Genomic DNA, 19362 nt, shown 5'->3' with positions numbered 1-19362 from the left:
ACCTCCTGGCCTCCCGGTCGGCGGCCTGTCCCCGCTCTCCGGTGACCCGTCAGGCGACCTGTCGGGAGACCTGTCCGGCGACCCGTCCGGTGACCTGTTGGGAGACCTGTCTGACGACCTGTCCGGCGGTCCGTCCGGCAGCGTGCCGGGTCGGCGCTCGGGCCATGACGAGCCGTCCGTGCTGGTGGTGGCGTTGACGACGTTGCCGCTGGCGGTGCGGCGCCGGTATCCGCTCATCGCCTTCTGGGTGGTGCTGCTGGCGGCGCAGGCCACACACGACGCCGCGACCTGGATCACCGTGCTGGCCTGCGCTGTCACCGCGTACGGTGCCGTCGTGCACGGCCGTAACCGGTTCCTGGCGATGGGGGGTCTCGTGCTCGCGGCCGGGCTCGCCGGTAGTGCCTTCCGGGACGTCGCGCCCGAGTTGCCGAACTGGATGGGGCCGTTCGTCGTCCTGCTGAGCGCCGGAGTCTTCGGGAGTTTCGTCCGTTTCTGGCGGCGGCAGCTGGGAGCCAGCAGGCATCGGTTCGCCGAGCTGCAGCAGGCGCAGGAGGACGCCATGCGCAGGGCCGTCGCGGAGGAGCGCTCCCGGATCGCCGCCGAACTCCACGACGTGGTGACCCACAATGTCAGCGTGATGGTGATCCAGGCCGGTGCGGCCCGCAAGGTCATGGACGTGGAGCCGGAGCAGTCGAGGCAGGCCTTGCTCGCGATCGAGTCCGGCGGCCGGGCCGCCATGGCCGAACTGCGCAACGTCATGGGCCTGCTCGCCGGTCCGGGTGGCGAGCGCCTCGACGGGCCCTCCGACGGGCTCGAACCCCAACCCGGCCTCGACCAGCTCGACGCCCTGGTGGAACGGGTCCGCGCGGCCGGCGTGCCGGTGAGCGTCGAGGTGGCGCGGCCCGGACCGCTGCCTCCCGGGGTCGACCTCGCCGCCTACCGCGTCGTACAGGAGGCCCTCACCAACACGATCAAGCACGCGGCCGGGGCCGCCGCGTCCGTGACGATCGGTCACGACGGCGACCGGCTGGAGATCGAGGTGACCGACACCGGCGGGTCGCGGGGCGCCGGGCCGCGGAGCGGCGACGGCAGGGGGCTGATCGGGTTGCGCGAGCGGCTCGCCGTCTACGGCGGGACCCTGGACGCGGGGCAGACGGCCGGGGGCGGATTCCGGATCAGGGCCAGCGTCCCGTGGAGGATGACATGACCGAGCGGTTGCGCGCCGTCATCGCCGACGACCAGGCGCTGGTACGCACGGGATTCCGCATGATCCTCGCGGCCGACGGGATCGAGGTGGCGGCCGAGGCCGCCGACGGGGAGGAGGCCGTCGCCGCGGTCCGCCGTACCAGGCCCGACGTCGTGCTCATGGACATCCGGATGCCGCGGATGGACGGCCTGGAGGCCACCCGGCGAATCCTCGCGGGTGGAGCGGGCGGTTCGAGCGGCGCGGGGGACACCCGCGTGCTGATCCTGACCACCTACGACCTCGACCACTACGTGTACGCCGCGCTCGCCGCGGGGGCGAGCGGGTTCCTGCTCAAGGACGTCACCCCCGAGCACCTGGTGGCCGCGGTACGCCTGGTGCGTTCCGGCGACGCCCTGCTCGCGCCCACCATCACCCGCCGCCTGGTCGAGCGTTTCGCCCGCCGCGACGACGTGAGGCCCGCCCTCCACCGGGACCTGTCCCGGCTGACGCCCCGGGAGCTGGACGTGCTGCGGCTGCTCGCCACCGGGCTGAGCAACACCGAGCTCGCCGACCGGCTGAACCTCAGCGTGGCCACGGTGAAGACCCACGTCGCGCGCATCCTGTCCAAGCTCGGCCTGCGCGACCGTGTCCAGGCCGTGGTGGTCGCCTACGAGACCGGCCTCACCTCTCCCGGCGGCACCGGCTGACGGACGACACCTCCCGGGCCCGCGCGTCCCCGTACCCGTCCGGTGCGCGACGGCGCCCACCCGCCGCCATCGCGGTTCGTCCACCGCGCCGTCGCGGCGGCCGGGCGGGGAACACGCCCGGCGAGGAGGGGCGCGCCCGGGGGGAGAAGCCCGTCCTCGCGGATCCGCGTGCTCCCGGGGGGCCGGTGTGTTCCGGCGCGGTTCACCTGACGGTGTCGCCGAGGTCCGGTTTCAGCAGGGCGAACGCGCGGTCGACCAGGGCGGCGCGGTCCGCGGTGCCGTCGGAGCGGAGCCACTCCCGGGAGACGGTGTCCAGGGCGGCTCCCGCCGCGTTGGTGAGCAGGTCCGCCGTGAAGGCGTCGAGCCCGGAGCCGGGACGGCCGCGCAGCGCGTCGGCGACCTGCTGACGCAGCCGGTCCCGCCTCTGGTGCGTCCGCGCCCGCAGGGACGGGGTCGACTCGATCAGCCGGAGGTCGGCCAGTTCCCGCTGGGACGCGTGGATCCGCCGCTCCCAGCGGCCGAGGACGACGCGCAGGGACTCCCACGGATCCTCGCCGGCGGGGCGGGCCCGGATCTCCTCCGCCACCTGCTCGCCCAGGTCGTCCACCCCGCCGAAGATCACGTCCTCCTTGGACGGGAAGTAGCGGAAGAAGGTCCGCTTCGACATTCCCGCGGCCCGGGCGATGTCGTCCACGGTGGTCTCGTCGAAGCCGCGGTCGGCGAACATGCGCAGGGCCAGTTTCGCGAGCTCGTCACGCATCGCCTGCCGGGTGCGTTCGCGCAGTCCATCCATGCACCCGAGTTTACTTGGGTCATTGAATGCCTTTAGTGTCACCGAGTGACATACTCTTGCGTCAGGGGCCGAACGAGGAGGAGACGTGCGCGGTAAGAGGGTCCTGGTGACCGGCGGCACCGGTGGGATCGGCAAGGAGACGGCACGAGGGCTGGCACGGCTCGGCGCCCACGTCGTCCTCGTGGGACGGGATCCGGGCCGGGCCGAGACGGCCGCCGACGAGCTCAGACGCGACACCGGCAACCGGCGGATCGACGCGCTCACGGCGGACGTCACCCGTCAGGAGGATCTCCACCGGCTGGCGGGACAGGCGGCGGAGCGATACGACGGGCTGCACGTACTGATCAACAACGTCGGCGTGAACATGGCGCGGCGCGAGCTGACCGTGGACGGTGTCGAAACCGCGTTCGCGGCGAACGTCCTCGCGCCGTTCACCCTCACGCGCCTGCTGACGCCCCTGCTCCGCGCCGCCGCCCCCGCGCGGGTCGTCAACATCACCGGCGGCATCCCGCGCGGGCCGATCGACCTGGACAACCTCCAGGGCGAGAGGAGATACCTCGGCTGGACGTTCACCCAGTACAACCACACGAAGGTCATCATGATGGCGATGAGCCACGTGTTCGCGGAGCGGGTCGCGGGCACCGGCGTGACGGTCAACGTGGCCTATCCCGGGCACGCCTACACGCCGGGCAACAGGGCCACGCCCATGCGGGCGTTCCCGCTGGTCTACCGTCCCCTCGTCCCCCTGATCCGGCTGCTCGGGCCGGTTCTGCTGGCGGACCTGGCGAGGCCCGCGCGATCCAGCCTCCGGCTCGCGTCGAGCGCCGAGGTGGAGGGGGTGAACGGGACGTACTTCGGCACCGACGGCGAGCCGACGCCGTGGCCGGCCTCCGTCCGGGACGAGCGCAACCGCAGGGCGGTCTGGGAGCTGTGCGAACGACTGGGCGGTGTGGATGTGGCGTGGTGAGCTTCTGACGCGTGACAGGCGGGCGGACGGATGCCGGGCCGCCGGAACGGTATCGGGGAGCGGTTCGTTACAGGGGGACCCGGCATCCGGCCGAGGTGGCGGGGCGTGACACGGGCGGGCGGGGTCTCGGCGGGATGGCCGTGGACGCGGCCGTCGCCTCGGGTGCGGTCCTCGCCTCGGTGAGGGTGGTCCTTCGCCGTCTCACGGCGGCGGGACGACTGTGCGGGGTTTCCGTTTCGGAAGGGGTGCTCGATGCGTACCACCACGGACGCCGACGTGCGGCGGGTGTTCGACCGGATGGCGGATCGCTACGACGACCAGATGCGGGTCTGGGAGCGGCGCCTGTTCCCGGGGAGCCGGGAGTGGGCCGTCGGGCAGGCGCGCGGCCGTACCGTGGAGATCGCGGTCGGCACCGGGCTCAACCTGCCGCTGTACGACGCCGGCGTCACGGTGGTCGGGATCGAGCTGTCCGAGCGGATGCTGGAGCTGGCGCGGCGGCGGGTGGCGCGGGAGGGCCTGGGGGAGCGGGTGGAGTTGCGGCAGGGCGACGTGCAGCGCCTGGACCTGCCCGACGGCCTCGCGGACACCGTGCTGTCCACGTTCACGATGTGCACCATCCCGGACCCGGTGGCCGCGGCGCGTGAGGCGTACCGCGTGCTCAGGCCGGGCGGGCGGTTCGTGCTGGCCGAGCACGGGCCGTCGAGCAACCGGCTCATCCGGGCCGGGATGCGGTTGGTGGAGCCGGCGCTCGTGCGGTTCGAGGCCGACCATCTCACCCGCGACCCCCGGCCGTTCCTGGAGCGGGCCGGGTTCCGGATCGAGTCGGTGTCCCGGATGACGCGCGGTGTCAGCTTCCGGGTGCTGGCGGTCCGGCCGTGACCCGCTCCTGGCTTTCCGTCCGTTCACGACACGGGGCCTCGCCGGTACGTCGATGGTGAGGCGCCCGCGGGCGTTAGGGTCGGATCATGGTCGCTGTGCTGGTCAACGGGTTGCCGGGAGCGGGTAAGACGACGCTCGCACGAGCGCTGGCCGACGAGTTGAGGCTTCCGCTGTTCAGCAAGGACTCCGTGAAGGAGTCGCTGGCCGAGACGATGGGCGCGGTGCGGCCGAAGGACTGCGCGCCCGGGGAGTGGAGCCGGGTCCTCGGCCGCGCCGCCTCCGAGACCCTGTGGACGTTGCTGGCCGACGCCCGTGGCAGGGCCGTCCTGGAGAGCCCGTGGCTGGCCCATCTGCGTCCCGTCGTCGCGGAGGGGCTCCGGCGCGCGGAGGTGACCGTGGTGCACGAGGTCTGGTGCGACGTGCCGCCGGAGGTCGCCCGCGCCCGCTTCGTCGCGCGGGCCGCCGGCCGGCACGCCGTGCACGCCGGGAGCGGCGGCTCCTCCGACGAGGAGTGGCGCTTCTGGGAGCGGGTCGCCGAGCCGCTCGGCCTGGGAGCCGTCCACCGTGTCGACACGACGAGGCCGGTCGACGTGCGGGCGCTCGCCGGACGCATCACCGCCACCGGCTGCGGGCGGGCGACGACGGCCTCGACGCCCGGCGAGGCCTGACCGCCCCGGGACCCTCAGGCCTGGACGACCTCGATCCCGGCCTCCGCGAAGCGCCGGACCGTCACGGCGGGGGCGTCGCCGTCGGTGACGAGGACGTCGATGTCCTCGCAGGGGCAGATCCTGGCGAACGCCCGCGCGCCGAGCTTGGAGGAGTCGGCCACGACGACCACCCGGTGGGCGGTCCCGGCCCGTGCCGTTCCGCGAAGCGTATCGAGCGTCGCAACGGTTACCGTTGCTCGCACATGCTCGAATATGGCAGGTCGCAAGCATGAACAAGCACTCACGAGGAGGCGCACGTGACGTACGTCCTGCGGGAGATCGCCAGTCAGCCCGCGTGCTGGCGGCGGGCGCTGGATCTCGGCGCGGCGAACCCGGCGGGCCTGCCGCGGGCGGGCGAGCGCGTCGCGGTGATCGGCTGCGGCACCTCGCTCTACATGGCGCAGGCCTACGCGGTCCTGCGCGAGCGGTCGGGGCAGGGGGAGACCGACGCGTTCCCCGCCTCCGAGCTGCCCGCGCGCCGCTACGACCGGCTGATGGCGATCACCAGGTCCGGGACCACGACGGAGGTGCTGCGCGCCCTCGAAGCGGCCGGAGACGTCCCGACGGTCGCCGTCACCGCCGACCCCGCGACCCCGGTGACCGGCCTGGCCGGGACGGTGGTCGCGCTGGAGTTCGCCGACGAGCGCTCCGTGGTGCAGACCCGGTTCGCCACCAGCGGGCTCGCCCTGCTCCGCGCGCACCTCGGGGAGGCCCCCGCCGACCTCGCGGCCCAGGCCGAGGCCGCGCTCGCCACGCCGCTCCCCGAGGGGGCGCTATCGCGGCGGCGGTTCACCTTCCTGGGAAGCGGCTGGACCAACGGCCTGGCCCAGGAGGCGGCCCTGAAGCTCAGGGAGGCCGCGCTGGCCTGGTCGGAGGCGTATCCCGCGATGGAGTACCGGCACGGGCCGATCAGCGTCGCCGACGAGAACAGCCTGGTGTGGTTCCTCGGCGGCGAGGAGGAGCTGCTCGACGACGTCGCCCGCACCGGGGCACTGACCACGGCCACCGCCCTCGACCCGCTGGCCGACCTGATCCGGGCCCAGCGGCTCGCGGTGGAGCTGGCCCGCTCGCGCGGCCTCGACCCGGACAGCCCGCGCAACCTGACCCGCTCGGTGATCCTCCGGTAGTCATGGGCGAGCCGCCGGCGGGCGGCTCCCGCCGGAACCGTGACCGCGGTCGCGGACGGCGACGCCACGATCCTCAACGAGCCGGACCGGCGCCGGACGTGTCGCCGGCGGCCGCCGGGGCCGTGGTCAGCGTCGCCGGACGGTGTTCAGGAGCCAGCGGCGGGCCACGGCCAGCGCCAGGGGCACGGGCACCGTGCCCGCGCCGAGTCCCACGTCGACCAGCAGGTCGAACACCTCCTTGCGGCGGGCGGCGGTGTCGATCGCGGCGTCGATGAAACCGGGTGACTGGGAGGCGAGGGCGAGCACGTCGGTGGTGCGCAGGTGCCGCCCGAGGGCCTTCCCCAGCCCGCGCCGGTACGCGGGCAGCGGGTCGCCCGCCGCCTGGACCGCGGCCTCCCCGGCGAGCCGGCCGGAGACCAGCGCGTAGAAGATGCCCTCGCCCGTGAGCGGGTTGATGAGACCGGCGGCGTCACCGGCGAGCATCACCCGCCCGGAACCCGGCCTCGGACGGCCGGGGGACAGGGGCAGGTGGTGGGCGCGCAGGTCACGGGCGTGCACGTGGGGCAGCAGCTCGGCGAGCCGTCCGTGCAGCACCTCCTTCCCCGGCAGGCCGGTGGCGTGCAGCCGGGGCAGGAGCATGCCGTAGCCGACGTTGGCGGTGCCGTCGCCGATCGGGAACGACCACGCGTACGCGGGCCAGCCGTCCCGCTGCATGAAGATGGACTGGACGTCGTCGTCGGCGTCCACGTCGGCGTAGCCGCGCACGGCGATCGCGGTGTGCCTCTCGGGGGAGGGGGAGATGCCGATGAGGCGCCGTACGGTCGAGTTGGCCCCGTCCGCGGCGACGACGGCGCGGGCGGTGACGGTGCCGTCGAGGACGACGTGATCGCCGAGGACGGCGAGCGCGCGGACCTGGTGGCGGCGGACCTCGACGCCCCGGGCGCGGGCGGCGTCGACGAGGCGGGCGTCGAAGACCTTGCGGGGCACGACGTGGTTGGGCCGGGCGGAGGTGGCCGAGACGCGCGCGCCACCGGGGGAGACCACCGCCAGGCGCTGCGTCGGCCTGTAGTCGGCGATGAGGTCGGGGACGCCCAGCAGGGCGAGCTCGTCGCGCCCGTGGGCGGCGATGCCGTCGCCACAGGCCTTGTCGCGCGGGAAGTCGGCCCTGTCGAGCAGGAGGACCCGCGCCTCGGGCCTGAGCTGCCTCGCCCGCAGGGCCGCGGCGGCCCCCGCGGGCCCGCCGCCGACGACCACCAGATCCCAGACGTCATCCACCCCGGTGAGCCTTCCCCGTACGTCCCGGGGGAACCTCTGCCGAGGTGAGGTGAGGTGAGGTGAAGGGAGGCGAGGGGCGTGGGCGGCGGGTGGGGTCCGCCGTCCCGGGCGCGTGTCGTGGTCCCGGCCCTCCCGTGACTCGTCCCGGACGGGTCCGTGACCCACGCCGGGCGAAGGCTAGAGGTTGCTCAGGGCGGGGAGCAGTTCCTTCTCGGACCAGTCGAAGAAGGAGTCCTGGTGCTCGTGGCCGATCTGGACCAGGGCGACGTGGGTGAAACCGGCGTCGGTGTAGGCGCGTACCGCCTCCACCACGGCGTCCACGTCGGGGCCGCACGGCACCTTCGCCGCGACGTCCTCGGGCCGCACGGTCTGGGCGGAGGCGGCGAAGTTGACGGGTCCGGGAAGCTCGGCCATGACCTTCCACCCGGCCAGCGACCAGCGCCACAGCCGGTGTGCCCGCTCCTTGGCGGCCTCCACGTCGGTGTCGTAGCAGATGGCGAGCTGGCCGTAGACGGGCTTGCCCGTGCCGCCCTCCCCGGAGAACAGGCGTACCAGCTCCGGGTCGGGGTCGACCGCGACCAGCGCGTCGCCGTGCTCTGCGGCGATCCTCCCCGACTGGCCGCCCGAGGCGGCGATCGCCAGCGGGACGGGCTCGTCGGGCAGGTCGAACAGCTTGGCCGAGTCGACGTCGAAGAACTCGCCTCGGTAGGTGACGTACCCGCCCTCGAAGAGTTCCCTGATGATCTGCACGGCCTCGCGGAACATCCCGTGCCGGGTGTCGGCCGAGGGCCAGCCCTGGCCTGTCACGTGCTCGTTGAGGTTCTCCCCGGCGCCCAGGCCCAGCGTGAAGCGGCCCTCGCTCAGCACGCCCATGGTCGCCGCCTTCTGCGCCACCACGGCCGGGTGGTACCGCATGATCGGGCAGGTCACGTACGTCATCAGGGGGAGTCGCCGGGTGGCCTGCGCCGCCGCGCCGAGCACCGACCAGGCGTACGGGGAGTGACCCATCTCCTCCAGCCAGGGGAAGTAGTGGTCGGAGATGACCGCGTAGTCGAAACCGACCTGCTCGGCGGTGGTGACGTCCTTGACCAGCTGCCTGGCGGGCGTCTGCTCGCACATCATCGTGTAACCGATCTTTGCTGCCATACCCCGCCCCCTACCCGGCTCCCTGGAAGCATCGCCGGGAGAGCCGAAAATCTCGCCGCACTTTATGAATTTTACGAATTACGGCCTTTTACGAATCGTCTGCCTTCGAGGAGTTGCCCGCCTTCGACGAGGCTCCCGCCTTCGACGCCCCCGCCTTCGGGGACGCGCCCGCCTTCCGCGAGGCGTTCGTCTTCGGCGGGTCCTCTCCCGGGCCGTGGGGGTGCTCGGGGGTGGCCTGGGTGAGCGGGACCGCCGGGCCGCGGACCAGGTTCAGCTGGACGGTCTGGCGGGGCACGACGAGGTCCAGCAACCAGCTTCCCGCGATGCGCGCCCGGTTGCGCGGGATGGCGAGCAGGTGGTAGCCCCGGGTGACCGCCTTGGCGAGCATGCCCGACAGCGGCACGCCCAGCGGGTTCGCGGCGGCGCCGGTCCCGCCCAGGTCGACGACGAACCCCAGGTCGTGGTGCTTGTACGGCTGGAGCTCCCCGTGGCCGTAGGAGGCGGCGATGTTGCGGGCGGCGCGCTTGCCCTGGCGGCTGGCGTGCTGGGCGGTCATCGCCGCGTACTCGCCCGGCCGGGTGAGGTCGGGAACGGCGGCCGCGTCGCCGCAGGCGAAGATCTCGGGGTGGCCCGGCACCTTGAGGTACTCGTCGACGAGCAGGCGCCCCTTCTCGGTCGGCAGCCCCAGGGACTCCACCATCGGGTCGGGACGCACCCCGACGCACCAGATCAGGGACCTGGTCGCCACGAACTCCCCGTCGGAGAGCTTGACCCCCTCCGCCGTCGCCTCGGCCACGCTCGTGCCGGTGCGGATCTCCACGCCGCGCTCGGACAGCGTCCGGTGCGCGGTCCGGGACAGGCGCTCGTCGAGCTCGGGGAGGATGCGCGGGGCGACGTCGGCGAGGATCCAGCGCACCGGCTGGCCGCGCAGCCCCGGCCGCCGCCCGCGGAGGTCGCGGGTGAACAGCTGGCCCTGGGCCGCCACCTCGGTCCCGGTGTACCCGGCGCCCACGACCACGAACGTGCACCGGGCCCTGCGCTCCTCGGGGTCGTCGGACGCGTCGGCGAGCTCGATCTGGCGGATCAGGTGATCACGCAGGTAGAGGGCCTCGGCGATGCTGCGGAAGCCGTGGGCGTACTCGGCGACGCCCGGGACGGGGAGCAGCTTGTTGACGCTGCCGACCGCGACCACCAGGCGGTCGTAGCCCAGCTCGCGGTGGTTGCCCTCGGTGTCGGTGCACTTCACGCGGCGCGCCTCGACGTCGACGGTGTCCACCGTGGCGAGCAGGTGCCGTACCCCGGGATGGTCGCCCGCCAGCGAGACCGCCACCTTGCGCGGGTCGAGGATGCCCGACGCGACCTCCGGCAGCAGCGGCAGGTAGAGGAAGTAGTCGGTCGGATTGATCAGGACGATCTCGATCGCGCCCTTCGCGATCCGGGAGAGGGTACGGACCACGGTGAAACCCGCGAACCCTCCTCCGATCACGACGACTCGTTGTCGCTGGACCATGACGTCGTTCCTTTCCGTGCTCTCCGTACTCCGTTTCCGTACTCCGTTTCCAGCGGCGTGCCCTGTCTGCCCCCGGGTCAAGCACGACGGGCCGTCCGATGTTGCCCTTATGCCGCGTACGGTCCGGGCTGGGCCGGTGATGCCGGCCGGTGGGGCGAGGATCGCCAGAAGGCGGACAAGAGGGATTAATCGCCAGGTCATCGCGCGGGCAAGATGACGGCGCGGGCGAGTGGGAGCCGCTTTCCGCGGGGATGGCCGGGGGAAGGCGGTGGGAATCGGATGCCGCGCCGGTTCGAGAACGGTCCGGTTCGTGGACGGTTTCGTGGATGGTTCGGTTCGAGAACGGTTCGTTCGCGGACGGTCCGGTTCGAGAACGGCCCGGTTCGGCGGGAGGTCCGGTTCGTGGGTGGGCCGCTCGCGGGGACGGGCCGGTCGCGAGAACGGTCCGGTTCGGGGGCGAGCCGGTTCGAAGGGGGTGGGTCGTGACGACCTTCGAGAAGTCGCGCGAGGAGCCGCTGACCTCACCGCTGGCACCGCGCGGGAAGGCGCCGGGCTCGATCGTCGTACGCTGGCTCACGAGCACGGACCACAAGGTCATCGGCTACATGTACCTGATCACCTCGTTCGTCTTCTTCATGCTCGCCGGGCTGATGGCCATGGTCATCCGGGCGGAGCTCGCCCACCCTCAGCTGCAGGTGGTGACCCAGGAGCAGTACAACCAGCTGTTCACCATGCACGGCACCCTCATGCTGCTGCTGTTCGCCACGCCGCTGTTCGCCGGGTTCGCCAACGTGGTCATGCCGCTGCAGATCGGGGCGCCCGACGTTGCCTTCCCCCGGCTCAACATGGTGAGCTTCTGGCTGTTCCTGTTCGGCGGGACCATCGTGTTCTTCGGCCTCATCACCGAGGGGGGCGCCGCCGACTTCGGCTGGACGGGATACCCTCCGCTCTCCACCGCGACCTACTCCCCGCAGCTCGGCGGCGACCTGTGGATCGTGGGCCTGGCGATGTCCGGGCTCGGCACGATCCTGGGGTCGGTGAACTTCATCACCACGATCATCTGCATGCGGGCCCCCGGGATGACGATGTTCCGCATGCCGATCTTCACCTGGAACACGCTGCTCACCGGCGTGCTGGTGCTGATGGCCTTCCCGGTGCTGGCCGCCGCGCTGCTCGTCCTGCTGGCCGACCGCCGGTTCGACGCCCGCGTCTTCGACGCGCAGACCGGGGGAGCGCTGCTCTGGCAGCACCTGTTCTGGTTCTTCGGCCATCCCGAGGTCTACATCATCGCGCTGCCCTTCTTCGGCATCATCACCGAGGTGATCCCGGTCTTCAGCCGCAAGCCGATCTTCGGCTACATCGGCCTGGTCGGCGCGACGATCGCCATCGCGGGCCTGTCGATGACGGTGTGGGCGCACCACATGTTCGCCACCGGCCAGGTGCTGCTGCCGTTCTTCTCCTTCATGTCGTTCCTGATCGCGATCCCGACGGGGGTGAAGTTCTTCAACTGGGTCGGCACGATGTGGCGCGGGCACCTGTCGTTCCACACGCCGATGCTGTTCGCGCTCGGGTTCCTGGTGACGTTCCTGCTCGGCGGGCTGACCGGGGTGATCATGGCCTCCCCGCCGCTGGACTTCCACGTGACCGACTCGTACTTCGTGGTCGCGCACTTCCACTACGTGGTCTTCGGCACCGTGGTGTTCGCGATGTTCGCGGGCTTCTACTTCTGGTGGCCGAAGATGACCGGCAAGATGCTGAACGAGAAGCTGGGCAAGTGGCACTTCTGGACGCTGTTCATCGGCTTCCACACCACCTTCTTCGTCCAGCACCTGCTGGGCGCGCACGGCATGCCGCGCCGCTACGCCGACTACAGCGCGTACGACGGGTTCACCGGCCTCAACCTGATCTCGTCGATCGGGGCCTTCCTGCTGGGCGCCTCCACACTGCCGTTCATCTACAACCTCTGGCGCACCGCGCGCCACGCCCCACGCGTGACGGTGGACGACCCGTGGGGGTTCGGGAACTCGCTGGAGTGGGCCACCTCCTGCCCGCCGCCCCGGCACAACTTCACCTCGATCCCGAACATCCGCTCGGAACGTCCGGCCTTCGACCTGCACCACCCGAGGGCGGCGATGCAGCCACGCCAGCTCGACCCGGCGGCCGGGCTCAACGAGGAGATCTGACGGCCGGCTCGCCGCGCGTGGACGCGGTGCGGGACGGGCGGGTCAGCCGAAGAGGCCGGTCTCGCGGCCGTCCTCGCCGGGCGGGCCCGGCTCCCCCGACAGCAGCGTGTAGTACTCCATGCCCAGCGCGGGCTGCCCCACGTTGTCGGAGAGCGCGAAGAACAGGCCGTCCACGCTCAGCTGCGTGCGGTGCGCGCGCAGTGCGGTGATCTTGGCGCCCAGGTGCGCCCTCGCGTCGACCCGCGTCGTCACCCGCTCGCCGGGGACGCCGAAACCGAACTCCTCGACGGAGCCGACCCGCTTGAACGGCCCGGTGCCCACCACGTGCTCCAGCTCGTCCAGCGGCATGGCGGTGACGTAGAACCGGGAGGGCCGCCACGGCTCGCCCTCGCCGAAGGACGGGTCGGAGGCCTTCTCGAACGCCCGCCACGCCACCCGGTGGGCCTGGATGTGGTCGGGATGGCCGTAGTAGCCGTTGTCGTCGTAGGTGACGATGACATGGGGTCTGACCTCCCTGACGACGCGGACCAGCTCAGCGGCGGCCTCGTCGAGGTCGGCGCGGTAGAAGCAGTCCGGGTGGTCGTTGGACGGCGAGCCCATCATGCCGGAGTCGCGCCAGCGTCCGGGCCCGCCGAGGAAGCGGTGGTCGGCCACGCCGAGGGCCGCGCACGCCACCGCCAGCTCGCCCACGCGGTACGGGCCCAGCCGGTTCTCCCGCCCGGCGGCGAGGTGGCCCAGCTCGGGCGGGACCACGTCACCCTCCTCGCCCAGGGTGCACGTCACGAGGCAGACGTGCGCGCCCTCGGCGACGTACCTCGCGATCGTGGCGCCCGTCCCGATGGACTCGTCGTCGGGATGGGCGTGGACGAGGAGAATGCGACGGTCGTACGGCATGGCTCCGCTCGGCTCTCTGTTCTCGTGGTGAACGCCGTTCTCGTGGTGAACGCCGTTTTCGGGGTGACCCCCGCCGGTTCCCGTCACCGGGCCCCGGCGGGGGTCACCGCGCGTCGACGTACCCGCTCGCGGCGGCCCGGATCCCGGCCTGGAACCGGCTCACCGCGCTCAGGTTCTGCAGCAGCGCGCCGATGTGGCGGCGGCAGGTGCGCACGGACATCCCCAGCCTGCGGGCGACGGCCTCGTCGGTGAAGCCCTGGGCCAGCAAGGTGACGATGGCGTGCTGTATCTCGTCCGTCGCGCCCTGGTAGCCCAGGTCGGAGGCGGAGTAGGGGGTCGCGGAGTTCCACAGGTGCTCGAAGACCTCCGACAGGAACCCGACGACGGACAGGTCGCGTGCGGCGACCGCCCCCGGCGCCGCACCCTCCTCGCCCGGCCGGGACATGAAGGCGATCTCCCCATCGAAGATCACGAGATGGTTCGGCAGCTGGGGCGTGGTGCGCACGCTGGCACCGGCCGCGATGAGCTTCTTGATGTGCCCCCTGGTGGGCAGGTCGGCGCGGGCGCTGTGCTGGTAGAGCATCCGCAGCCGCACCCCCCGTTCCAGCATGGCGAGGTTGCGCGTCAGCGTGTCGTCGAGGTCGGCCCAGGAGGGCGCGTTCGGCTCGACGCTCAGCATCTCGCGCTCGCACGCCGCAGCGGCCATGTGCAGCGAACCGCGCACGGCCGCGCCGTCGGGCAGCGACTCCACCGGGTTCGCCGGTTTCCTGGTGCGCTGCACCTCGTCGTATCCGTGCATCAGGGAGTGCATCTGCGTACGGATACCGGTGATCAGGTCGCGCCGGTGGTGGATCTCCGTCTCCATCGGCGATATCAGCGAGGCGGCGGCGATCTCCGGGTTCACCGGTACGAGGTTGGTCAGATGTCCCGGCTCCGGGCGGAGCAGGTGCAGGCGGGTCAGCCGTTCTATCGCGTCCTCGACGGTGCGGGGGTCGAGGCCGAGCTCTTCGGCGACGTCGCGGGCCGTACCGATGTGGCCCCTGTGAAGCGCCCTGAAGTAGACGGAGGCGGTGTCCTCGTCCAGGGCACGTAGTTGGTCAGATAGTCCACCCACAAGCCTTATCCCCCTTGCGGCTATTCTTGCCAGAGTGTGCCAGAAAATTGCACAACATTGCTAGATAGTTGTGAAGAACTGTCTGGATCGCTTTCCACATCGCTGCCGAGGGGGCCGGCGGGCAGGGAAGGCCGGTAGAACCGGTGGAACCGGGAGAACCGGGGGAGCGGCAAGAGCCGGGAGAGCGGAAACCGGGAAGGCCGGGAGCCGGGAAGGCCGGGAGCCGGGAAGGCGGGAGCCGGGAAAGCCGCCGGCGGGCCTTTTCCGAGGGCCGCGAACGTAACCGCACACCAAGGGCGCTGGCACCATCGGGGTGGCCAATTGTTGCCAATGTCCTGCGCCGTGACGTCGGCGTCAACCGGTTGACGACGTCGTGGGCGAGAGTGTCTGATCATTCACAGTTCGCGACCGGCGCGTACCGCCGGATCGCGACGACCACACCCGGCCCCCCGTGATCCCGCGGCGGCCGGGCACGACTTCCGGATTCCGTCCCGGGAGAACGGCGGGGGCGCCGCGTGCGGCAGCCGTACCTCGCCGGACTTCCGCACGCCTCCACCGAGATCCTGTACGGCGCGGTCGCCCGGGAGACGGGACGGGCGGAACGGGTGGGACGGGCGGGACGGCTCGCGCCGCGCCGTCCGAGAACCCGGCACCGGTGCCGGGGTTCCGGTCACCGGAGATTCCCGGCCGCGGGAGCGGAGAACGACGCGCCCCGGGCGAATGCTCAAGCGGAGGTGAATGCCTGTGCCGCGACGCCTTCCCCCTCCCCGGAGGATCGCGACCGTCAGCGTCCTTACTTCCCCGTTCGCCCAGCCGGGCGGGGGCGACGCGGGGGGACTCAACGTCTACATCGTCGAGGTCGCCCGGCGGATGGCGGCGCTGGGCGTCGAGGTGGACATCTTCACGCGCGCCGACGCCCCGGGCGCGCCGCCGCTGGCCGAGCTCTTCCCCGGCGTGCTGGTCAGGCACCTGGCCGCGGGGCCGCCCAGGGAGCTCGACAAGAACGACCTCCCGGCCACCCTCGGCCCGTTCACCGCCGAGATGCTGCGCGCGGGGGCCGGGCGCGGGCCGGACGGCGGGTACGACCTCGTGCACGCCCACCACTGGCTGGCCGGACGGGTGGGGGCGGTCGTCAAGGCGTGCTGGGGCGTTCCCCTCGTGCAGTCCATGCACTCGCTCGGCGCGGTGAAGAACGCCTCGCTCGCGGCGGGCGACGCGCCCGAACCCGCCGGGCGCATCGCGGGGGAGACGGAGGTGGTGGCCGCCGCCGACCGGCTCGTCGCCAACACCGTGCAGGAGGCCGACCAGCTGGTCACGCTGTACGGGGCCGACCCGGCCAGGGTGCGGACCGTCAATCCCGGCGTCGACCTGTCCCTGTTTCGCCCCGGCTCGCGGGCCGAGGCCCGGCGCGCGCTCGGCCTCCCGCCGGACGCGGTCGTGCTGCTGTTCGCCGGGAGGGTGCAGCCGCTCAAGGCGCCGGACGTCCTGCTGCACGCCGCGGCCAGGATGATCCGGCGCGACCCGGGCCTCGCCGGGCGCCTCGTCGTGGCGGTCGTGGGCGGGCCCAGCGGGGCCGGTTGGGGCCGCCCCGACCACCTGGGCAAGCTCGCCGCCACCCTCGGCATCACCGGCCAGGTACGGCTGGAGCCGCCCTGCCCGCAGCCCCGGCTCGCCGACTGGTACCGGGCGGCGACCGCCGTCGTGGTGCCTTCCCACGCCGAGACGTTCGGCCTGGTGGCCGTCGAGGCCCAGGCGTGCGGCACCCCCGTGGTCGCCGCGGCCGTCGGCGGCCTCCGCACCGCGGTGCGCGACGGGGTCTCCGGCGTGCTCGTGGACGGGCACGACCCGGCCGCGTACGCCCGCGTGCTCGGCGACCTCGTGGCCGCGCCCCGGCTGCTGCGCGCCCTCGGCGCGGGCGCGCTCGCCCACGCGTCCCGGTTCGGCTGGGACCAGGCCGTCGACAGGCTGACGGAGGTGTACGCCGACGCCGCCCGGGTGGCGACCCCGTCCGGGTGACGGGGGTGGCGGGTCGTGTCATCCAGGGCCGCCGCGGCGGGCCGTGTCGTCCGGGTGGTGGCAGACGTGGTCGGACGGTGCCGCTCAGGTGGCGGGGCCGACGAGCCGGGCGCGGGCGGCGGCCAGGTCGGCCTCGCCGAGCCCGGCGCCGCGCAGGTAGGACTCGACGTCGAGCGACTCCACCGTGGCCACGATGACCTCGCGGGCCGTGGTGTTCGCGCGGGCGAGCGCCGCCTCGATCCTGGGACTCTCGTCGGCCTCGCCGAGCTTGACGAAGAGGGGCCGCAGCCGCCCGGCGCTCAGCTCGTAGTCGTCGGCGATGTCGGCGGCCGGCACGCCCGCGAGGGCGAGCATCAGCAGGGTGACGAGCCCGGTGCGGTCGCGGCCCGCCATGCAGTGCACGACGACCCCGCCGGGCTCGGCGCGGGCGATCGCCGATATCGCGGCGGCGCACCGCTCCGCCTTCCGTTCCAGGAAGGGCCGGTAGTACAGGGGGGTGCCGTACAGGCCCTCGGCGAGCCCGGACCAGAACTCGGTGTCCCCCCGGTCGTCCAGCGGCACGCGCACGGTGGTCAGACCGGCGGGACGGCGTACCTCCTCACCCCGCCAGTCACCGTCGTTGCGCAGGTCGACGACCGTGCGGACGCCGTGGTCCGCGAGCGCCCGCCACCCGGCCGGGCTGAGGCGCTCGGGGGCGTCGGAGCGGACGAGCGCGCCCCAGCGCGTCTCGCGGCCGTCGGAGGTGCGCATGCCACCGAGGTCGCGGACGTTGTGGCAGCCGTCCCAGTCGAGGTGCCGGTCTCGCGGGACGACGGCGTCCCCGGAGGCAGCCGGTCCTTCGTGACCTCGGTCGTCACGTTGAGCGTCCATGCGGGCCTCCCGGCGTCTCGTCGTGCCGCTGCCGTGTTCACGGCGATCATGCCACCGCCGTTCTCACGATGATCGTGCCGGCGCGGTGTGCGTGACGGCCGTGCCACCGCCGTTCTCGCGGTGTCTGTGCCATCGCCGTGTGCGTGGCGGTCACGTCGTCGCCGTTCGCGCGGCGGACGTCCCGCGTCAGGTCGCCGGGCCCGTGACGCCGAGCGCCGGAGGGTCCCCCGCGCACTCCGACGCGGCCCAGACCATCAGGTCCTCGATGTACAGGAGCATGTCCTCGGCGGTCTCCCCCCAGCCGGTCGCGTCACTCCACTGGAGGCTGAACACGGCGCCCGCGGGGCGGTGCAGGACGGTCATCATGTAGCGGGCGCCCAGCGGGCGGGGCGGTGAGAAGGTGACGACCCGGTCGTCCTCGTCGCCGGGGAACCCGTCGTCGCCCGCAGGCCACAGCGTGTTGAGGTCGTCCGCGACCCCCTCGTCCATATAGCTGAACCGGGGGTAGGCCACCCCGGTCTTGTACAGGTCGCCGAGGATCTCCTCGCACATCCGTTCCGTGGCATACGGGTCGGCGTTGGCGAACCGGTGGCCGGACAGCTGCTGGGCGGCGCAGTCCGCCAGCGCCCTGCGGTACGCGGTCCCCGGCGACTCGGCGGACACAGCGGACACGTTGGACACGGCGGGCAGGAGCATGGGCATCGTCATGGTGGCCTTGCGCACCGACCGTCCCGCCCCGGCGGAGAAGCGGTTCGCCGAGATCGCGAAGATCCCGGCCCGCGACGACCGCTCCACCGCGCAGACGCCGGCGCCGAAGGCGAGGAGGAAGGCGGCGGAGGGGGAGACGCCCGTCGCCCGCGCTATGGCGCCCGCCGCCCGTCCCGCGCGGCGGGACGCCAGCCAGCAGGACCGGAACTCCCCCTGAACGGACACCCCGGACGCACCTGACTTGCCGCCGGGCTGTGACTCGCCGGGTTGCCCGAGGGAGGCCCGTGAGGGCGCGAAGGGCACGTGGCCGTCGAGCGCCTTGCCGATCTCGCCCAGCCTCCGCTCCCAGTAGCCCAGGGCTCGCCGCTGGTAGGCCAGCCCGGCGGGAGAGGCCTCGGCGAGCGCGGCGTCGATCGGCTGCTCGACGGCGAGACCGCCGGGCCTGCCGGGGCCACCGGAGCCGAACGGCTCGCGGCCCGCGGCCCGCGCGCGGAGCGCGTGGTTCAGGTCGTCGCACAGGACCCGCATCCCCCACGGGTCGATCGCGACGTGGTCGACGACGAGGTCGATCCGGCGTACGCGCCCACCGGTCGTGTCCAGCACGGCCTTGACGGGCCACTGCTCGCCGATCCTGAAGCAGGTGCGCCGCCACGGCGTGTCGAACCGCCGCCTGAACGACGCCTCGTCCTCCATCACCTGGACCACCTCGTCCAGCCGGTCGTCGACCGGGCAGACGTACTGGCGGCTGTCCTCACGGCCCGCGCGGCGGACCAGCGACCGCAGCCCCTCGTGCCGGGCGAGGACGTCGCGTACCGCCGTGACGACCTGGCCGGTGGGCAGGTCCCGCCCCGGTACGGCGGCGCAGATGTTGTCCTCGTAGGAGGTGTCCGTGTCGGTGGGGATCCACTGGACCCACTCGTGCTGGGCCCAGGTGAGCGGCCCGTCACGCACCACCCTCGCGTCCGGAGACCAGCCGGGTCCGGTCAACAAAAGCCCCCGCCTTCGAATATCGGAAATCTCTCCCCGGGCCGGAGGCCGACAATGGTTCGGACGGGACGCCGGGCGGAGGGAGAGAACGTCGTGGGCGAACGCCCGGACCGCGTCCGGCGCGATTCCGCGAGCCGCGTGATCCGCCCGTGAAGCCGCTCGCCGACAATGAATCAGACACTCCCGGCGTCGGCGCGGTCAACCACCCACCCCCCGCCCTCGCGGCCCGGGCACCGGCAACTAGTGTCAGGCAACATGATGTCAGCGGTACGCTCGGCGGCGTTCCGGGCGGT

At 72.7% G+C, this 19362-nt stretch carries 17 protein-coding genes; 8 read left to right on the top strand and 9 right to left on the bottom strand.

The features are described from left to right. The first annotated feature begins 97 nt into the window (after nucleotides 1-97). On the top strand, nucleotides 98-1207 hold the full coding sequence (locus ABT053_RS23110) for a sensor histidine kinase (RefSeq protein WP_350971181.1): 1110 nt from the start codon (nucleotides 98-100) through the stop codon (nucleotides 1205-1207). Further along, the gene (locus ABT053_RS23105; RefSeq protein ID WP_350971179.1) at nucleotides 1204-1893 is read left to right on the top strand and encodes a response regulator; all 690 of its coding nucleotides are present in this window, start codon (nucleotides 1204-1206) and stop codon (nucleotides 1891-1893) included. Before ABT053_RS23110 ends, ABT053_RS23105 begins: the two co-directional genes overlap by 4 nt. 202 nt (nucleotides 1894-2095) lie before the next feature. Here the strand turns inward: ABT053_RS23105 and ABT053_RS23100 are convergent, their stop codons facing one another. Next, nucleotides 2096-2686 carry a TetR family transcriptional regulator gene (locus ABT053_RS23100; RefSeq protein ID WP_350971177.1) on the bottom strand — a complete coding sequence of 197 codons (591 nt, stop codon included), beginning with the start codon at nucleotides 2684-2686 and terminating at the stop codon, nucleotides 2096-2098. 85 nt (nucleotides 2687-2771) lie between these two features. Between ABT053_RS23100 and ABT053_RS23095 the strand changes: the two genes are divergently transcribed. From ABT053_RS23095 to ABT053_RS23085, 3 genes are all read left to right on the top strand, one after another. Beyond that, complete coding sequence (locus tag ABT053_RS23095; protein WP_350971175.1) at nucleotides 2772-3653, top strand: SDR family NAD(P)-dependent oxidoreductase; 882 nt, start codon at nucleotides 2772-2774, stop codon at nucleotides 3651-3653. A 252-nt stretch (nucleotides 3654-3905) separates the two neighbouring features. Further along, nucleotides 3906-4532 (top strand): class I SAM-dependent methyltransferase, encoded by a 627-nt coding sequence (locus ABT053_RS23090; protein WP_350971173.1) that lies wholly within the window; start codon nucleotides 3906-3908, stop codon nucleotides 4530-4532. Between the two features lie 86 nt (nucleotides 4533-4618). After that, complete coding sequence (locus tag ABT053_RS23085; RefSeq protein WP_350971171.1) at nucleotides 4619-5200, top strand: P-loop nucleotide/nucleoside kinase family protein; 582 nt, start codon at nucleotides 4619-4621, stop codon at nucleotides 5198-5200. A gap of 14 nt (nucleotides 5201-5214) precedes the next feature. Here the strand turns inward: ABT053_RS23085 and ABT053_RS23080 are convergent, their stop codons facing one another. Continuing rightward, nucleotides 5215-5442, bottom strand: a complete 228-nt coding sequence (locus ABT053_RS23080) for a DeoR/GlpR family DNA-binding transcription regulator (RefSeq protein WP_350971169.1) — start codon at nucleotides 5440-5442, stop codon at nucleotides 5215-5217. Nucleotides 5443-5496: 54 nt separating this feature from the next. Between ABT053_RS23080 and ABT053_RS23075 the strand changes: the two genes are divergently transcribed. After that, the gene (locus tag ABT053_RS23075) at nucleotides 5497-6366 is read left to right on the top strand and encodes an SIS domain-containing protein (RefSeq protein ID WP_350971168.1); all 870 of its coding nucleotides are present in this window, start codon (nucleotides 5497-5499) and stop codon (nucleotides 6364-6366) included. Nucleotides 6367-6492: 126 nt separating this feature from the next. Here ABT053_RS23075 and ABT053_RS23070 read toward each other — a convergent pair whose 3' ends face one another. The 3 genes from ABT053_RS23070 to ABT053_RS23060 all read right to left on the bottom strand — a co-directional run bounded on the left by ABT053_RS23070 (nucleotide 6493) and on the right by ABT053_RS23060 (nucleotide 10297). Continuing rightward, nucleotides 6493-7641, bottom strand: coding sequence for an NAD(P)/FAD-dependent oxidoreductase (locus tag ABT053_RS23070; RefSeq protein WP_350971167.1), 1149 nt, complete (start codon nucleotides 7639-7641; stop codon nucleotides 6493-6495). A gap of 177 nt (nucleotides 7642-7818) precedes the next feature. Continuing rightward, entirely contained in the window at nucleotides 7819-8787 is a 969-nt protein-coding gene (locus ABT053_RS23065; protein WP_350971165.1) for an LLM class F420-dependent oxidoreductase, read from the bottom strand. 88 nt (nucleotides 8788-8875) lie between these two features. Next, complete coding sequence (locus ABT053_RS23060; RefSeq protein WP_350971164.1) at nucleotides 8876-10297, bottom strand: NAD(P)/FAD-dependent oxidoreductase; 1422 nt, start codon at nucleotides 10295-10297, stop codon at nucleotides 8876-8878. Between the two features lie 515 nt (nucleotides 10298-10812). Between ABT053_RS23060 and ctaD the strand changes: the two genes are divergently transcribed. Further along, on the top strand, nucleotides 10813-12480 hold the full coding sequence (gene ctaD / locus ABT053_RS23055) for an aa3-type cytochrome oxidase subunit I (RefSeq protein ID WP_350971420.1): 1668 nt from the start codon (nucleotides 10813-10815) through the stop codon (nucleotides 12478-12480). 42 nt (nucleotides 12481-12522) lie between these two features. Here the strand turns inward: ctaD and mshB are convergent, their stop codons facing one another. Both mshB and ABT053_RS23045 read right to left on the bottom strand, forming a co-directional pair. Continuing rightward, nucleotides 12523-13374, bottom strand: coding sequence for an N-acetyl-1-D-myo-inositol-2-amino-2-deoxy-alpha-D-glucopyranoside deacetylase (mshB, locus tag ABT053_RS23050; protein WP_350971162.1), 852 nt, complete (start codon nucleotides 13372-13374; stop codon nucleotides 12523-12525). 103 nt (nucleotides 13375-13477) lie between these two features. Further along, nucleotides 13478-14488: a hypothetical protein gene (locus ABT053_RS23045; RefSeq protein ID WP_350971160.1), complete on the bottom strand. Its 1011-nt coding sequence runs from the start codon at nucleotides 14486-14488 to the stop codon at nucleotides 13478-13480. A 738-nt stretch (nucleotides 14489-15226) separates the two neighbouring features. Here ABT053_RS23045 and mshA point away from each other — a divergent pair. Beyond that, entirely contained in the window at nucleotides 15227-16504 is a 1278-nt protein-coding gene (mshA, locus tag ABT053_RS23040) for a D-inositol-3-phosphate glycosyltransferase (protein WP_502991832.1), read from the top strand. Nucleotides 16505-16588: 84 nt separating this feature from the next. On the opposite strand, the gene ABT053_RS23035 is transcribed toward mshA, so the two are convergent. Beyond that, nucleotides 16589-17374, bottom strand: coding sequence for a tyrosine-protein phosphatase (locus tag ABT053_RS23035; RefSeq protein ID WP_350971157.1), 786 nt, complete (start codon nucleotides 17372-17374; stop codon nucleotides 16589-16591). Nucleotides 17375-17560: 186 nt separating this feature from the next. Beyond that, nucleotides 17561-19072 carry a condensation domain-containing protein gene (locus ABT053_RS23030; protein WP_350971155.1) on the bottom strand — a complete coding sequence of 504 codons (1512 nt, stop codon included), beginning with the start codon at nucleotides 19070-19072 and terminating at the stop codon, nucleotides 17561-17563. Between the last annotated feature and the right edge of the window lie 290 nt (nucleotides 19073-19362).

It is taken from the genome of Streptosporangium sp. NPDC002524 (assembly GCF_040295985.1).
Taxonomy (GTDB): Bacteria; Actinomycetota; Actinomycetes; order Streptosporangiales; family Streptosporangiaceae; genus Streptosporangium.
The sequence above is the reverse complement of the archived record's forward strand: the minus strand, read 5'-3'. Positions and strand labels throughout refer to the sequence as shown.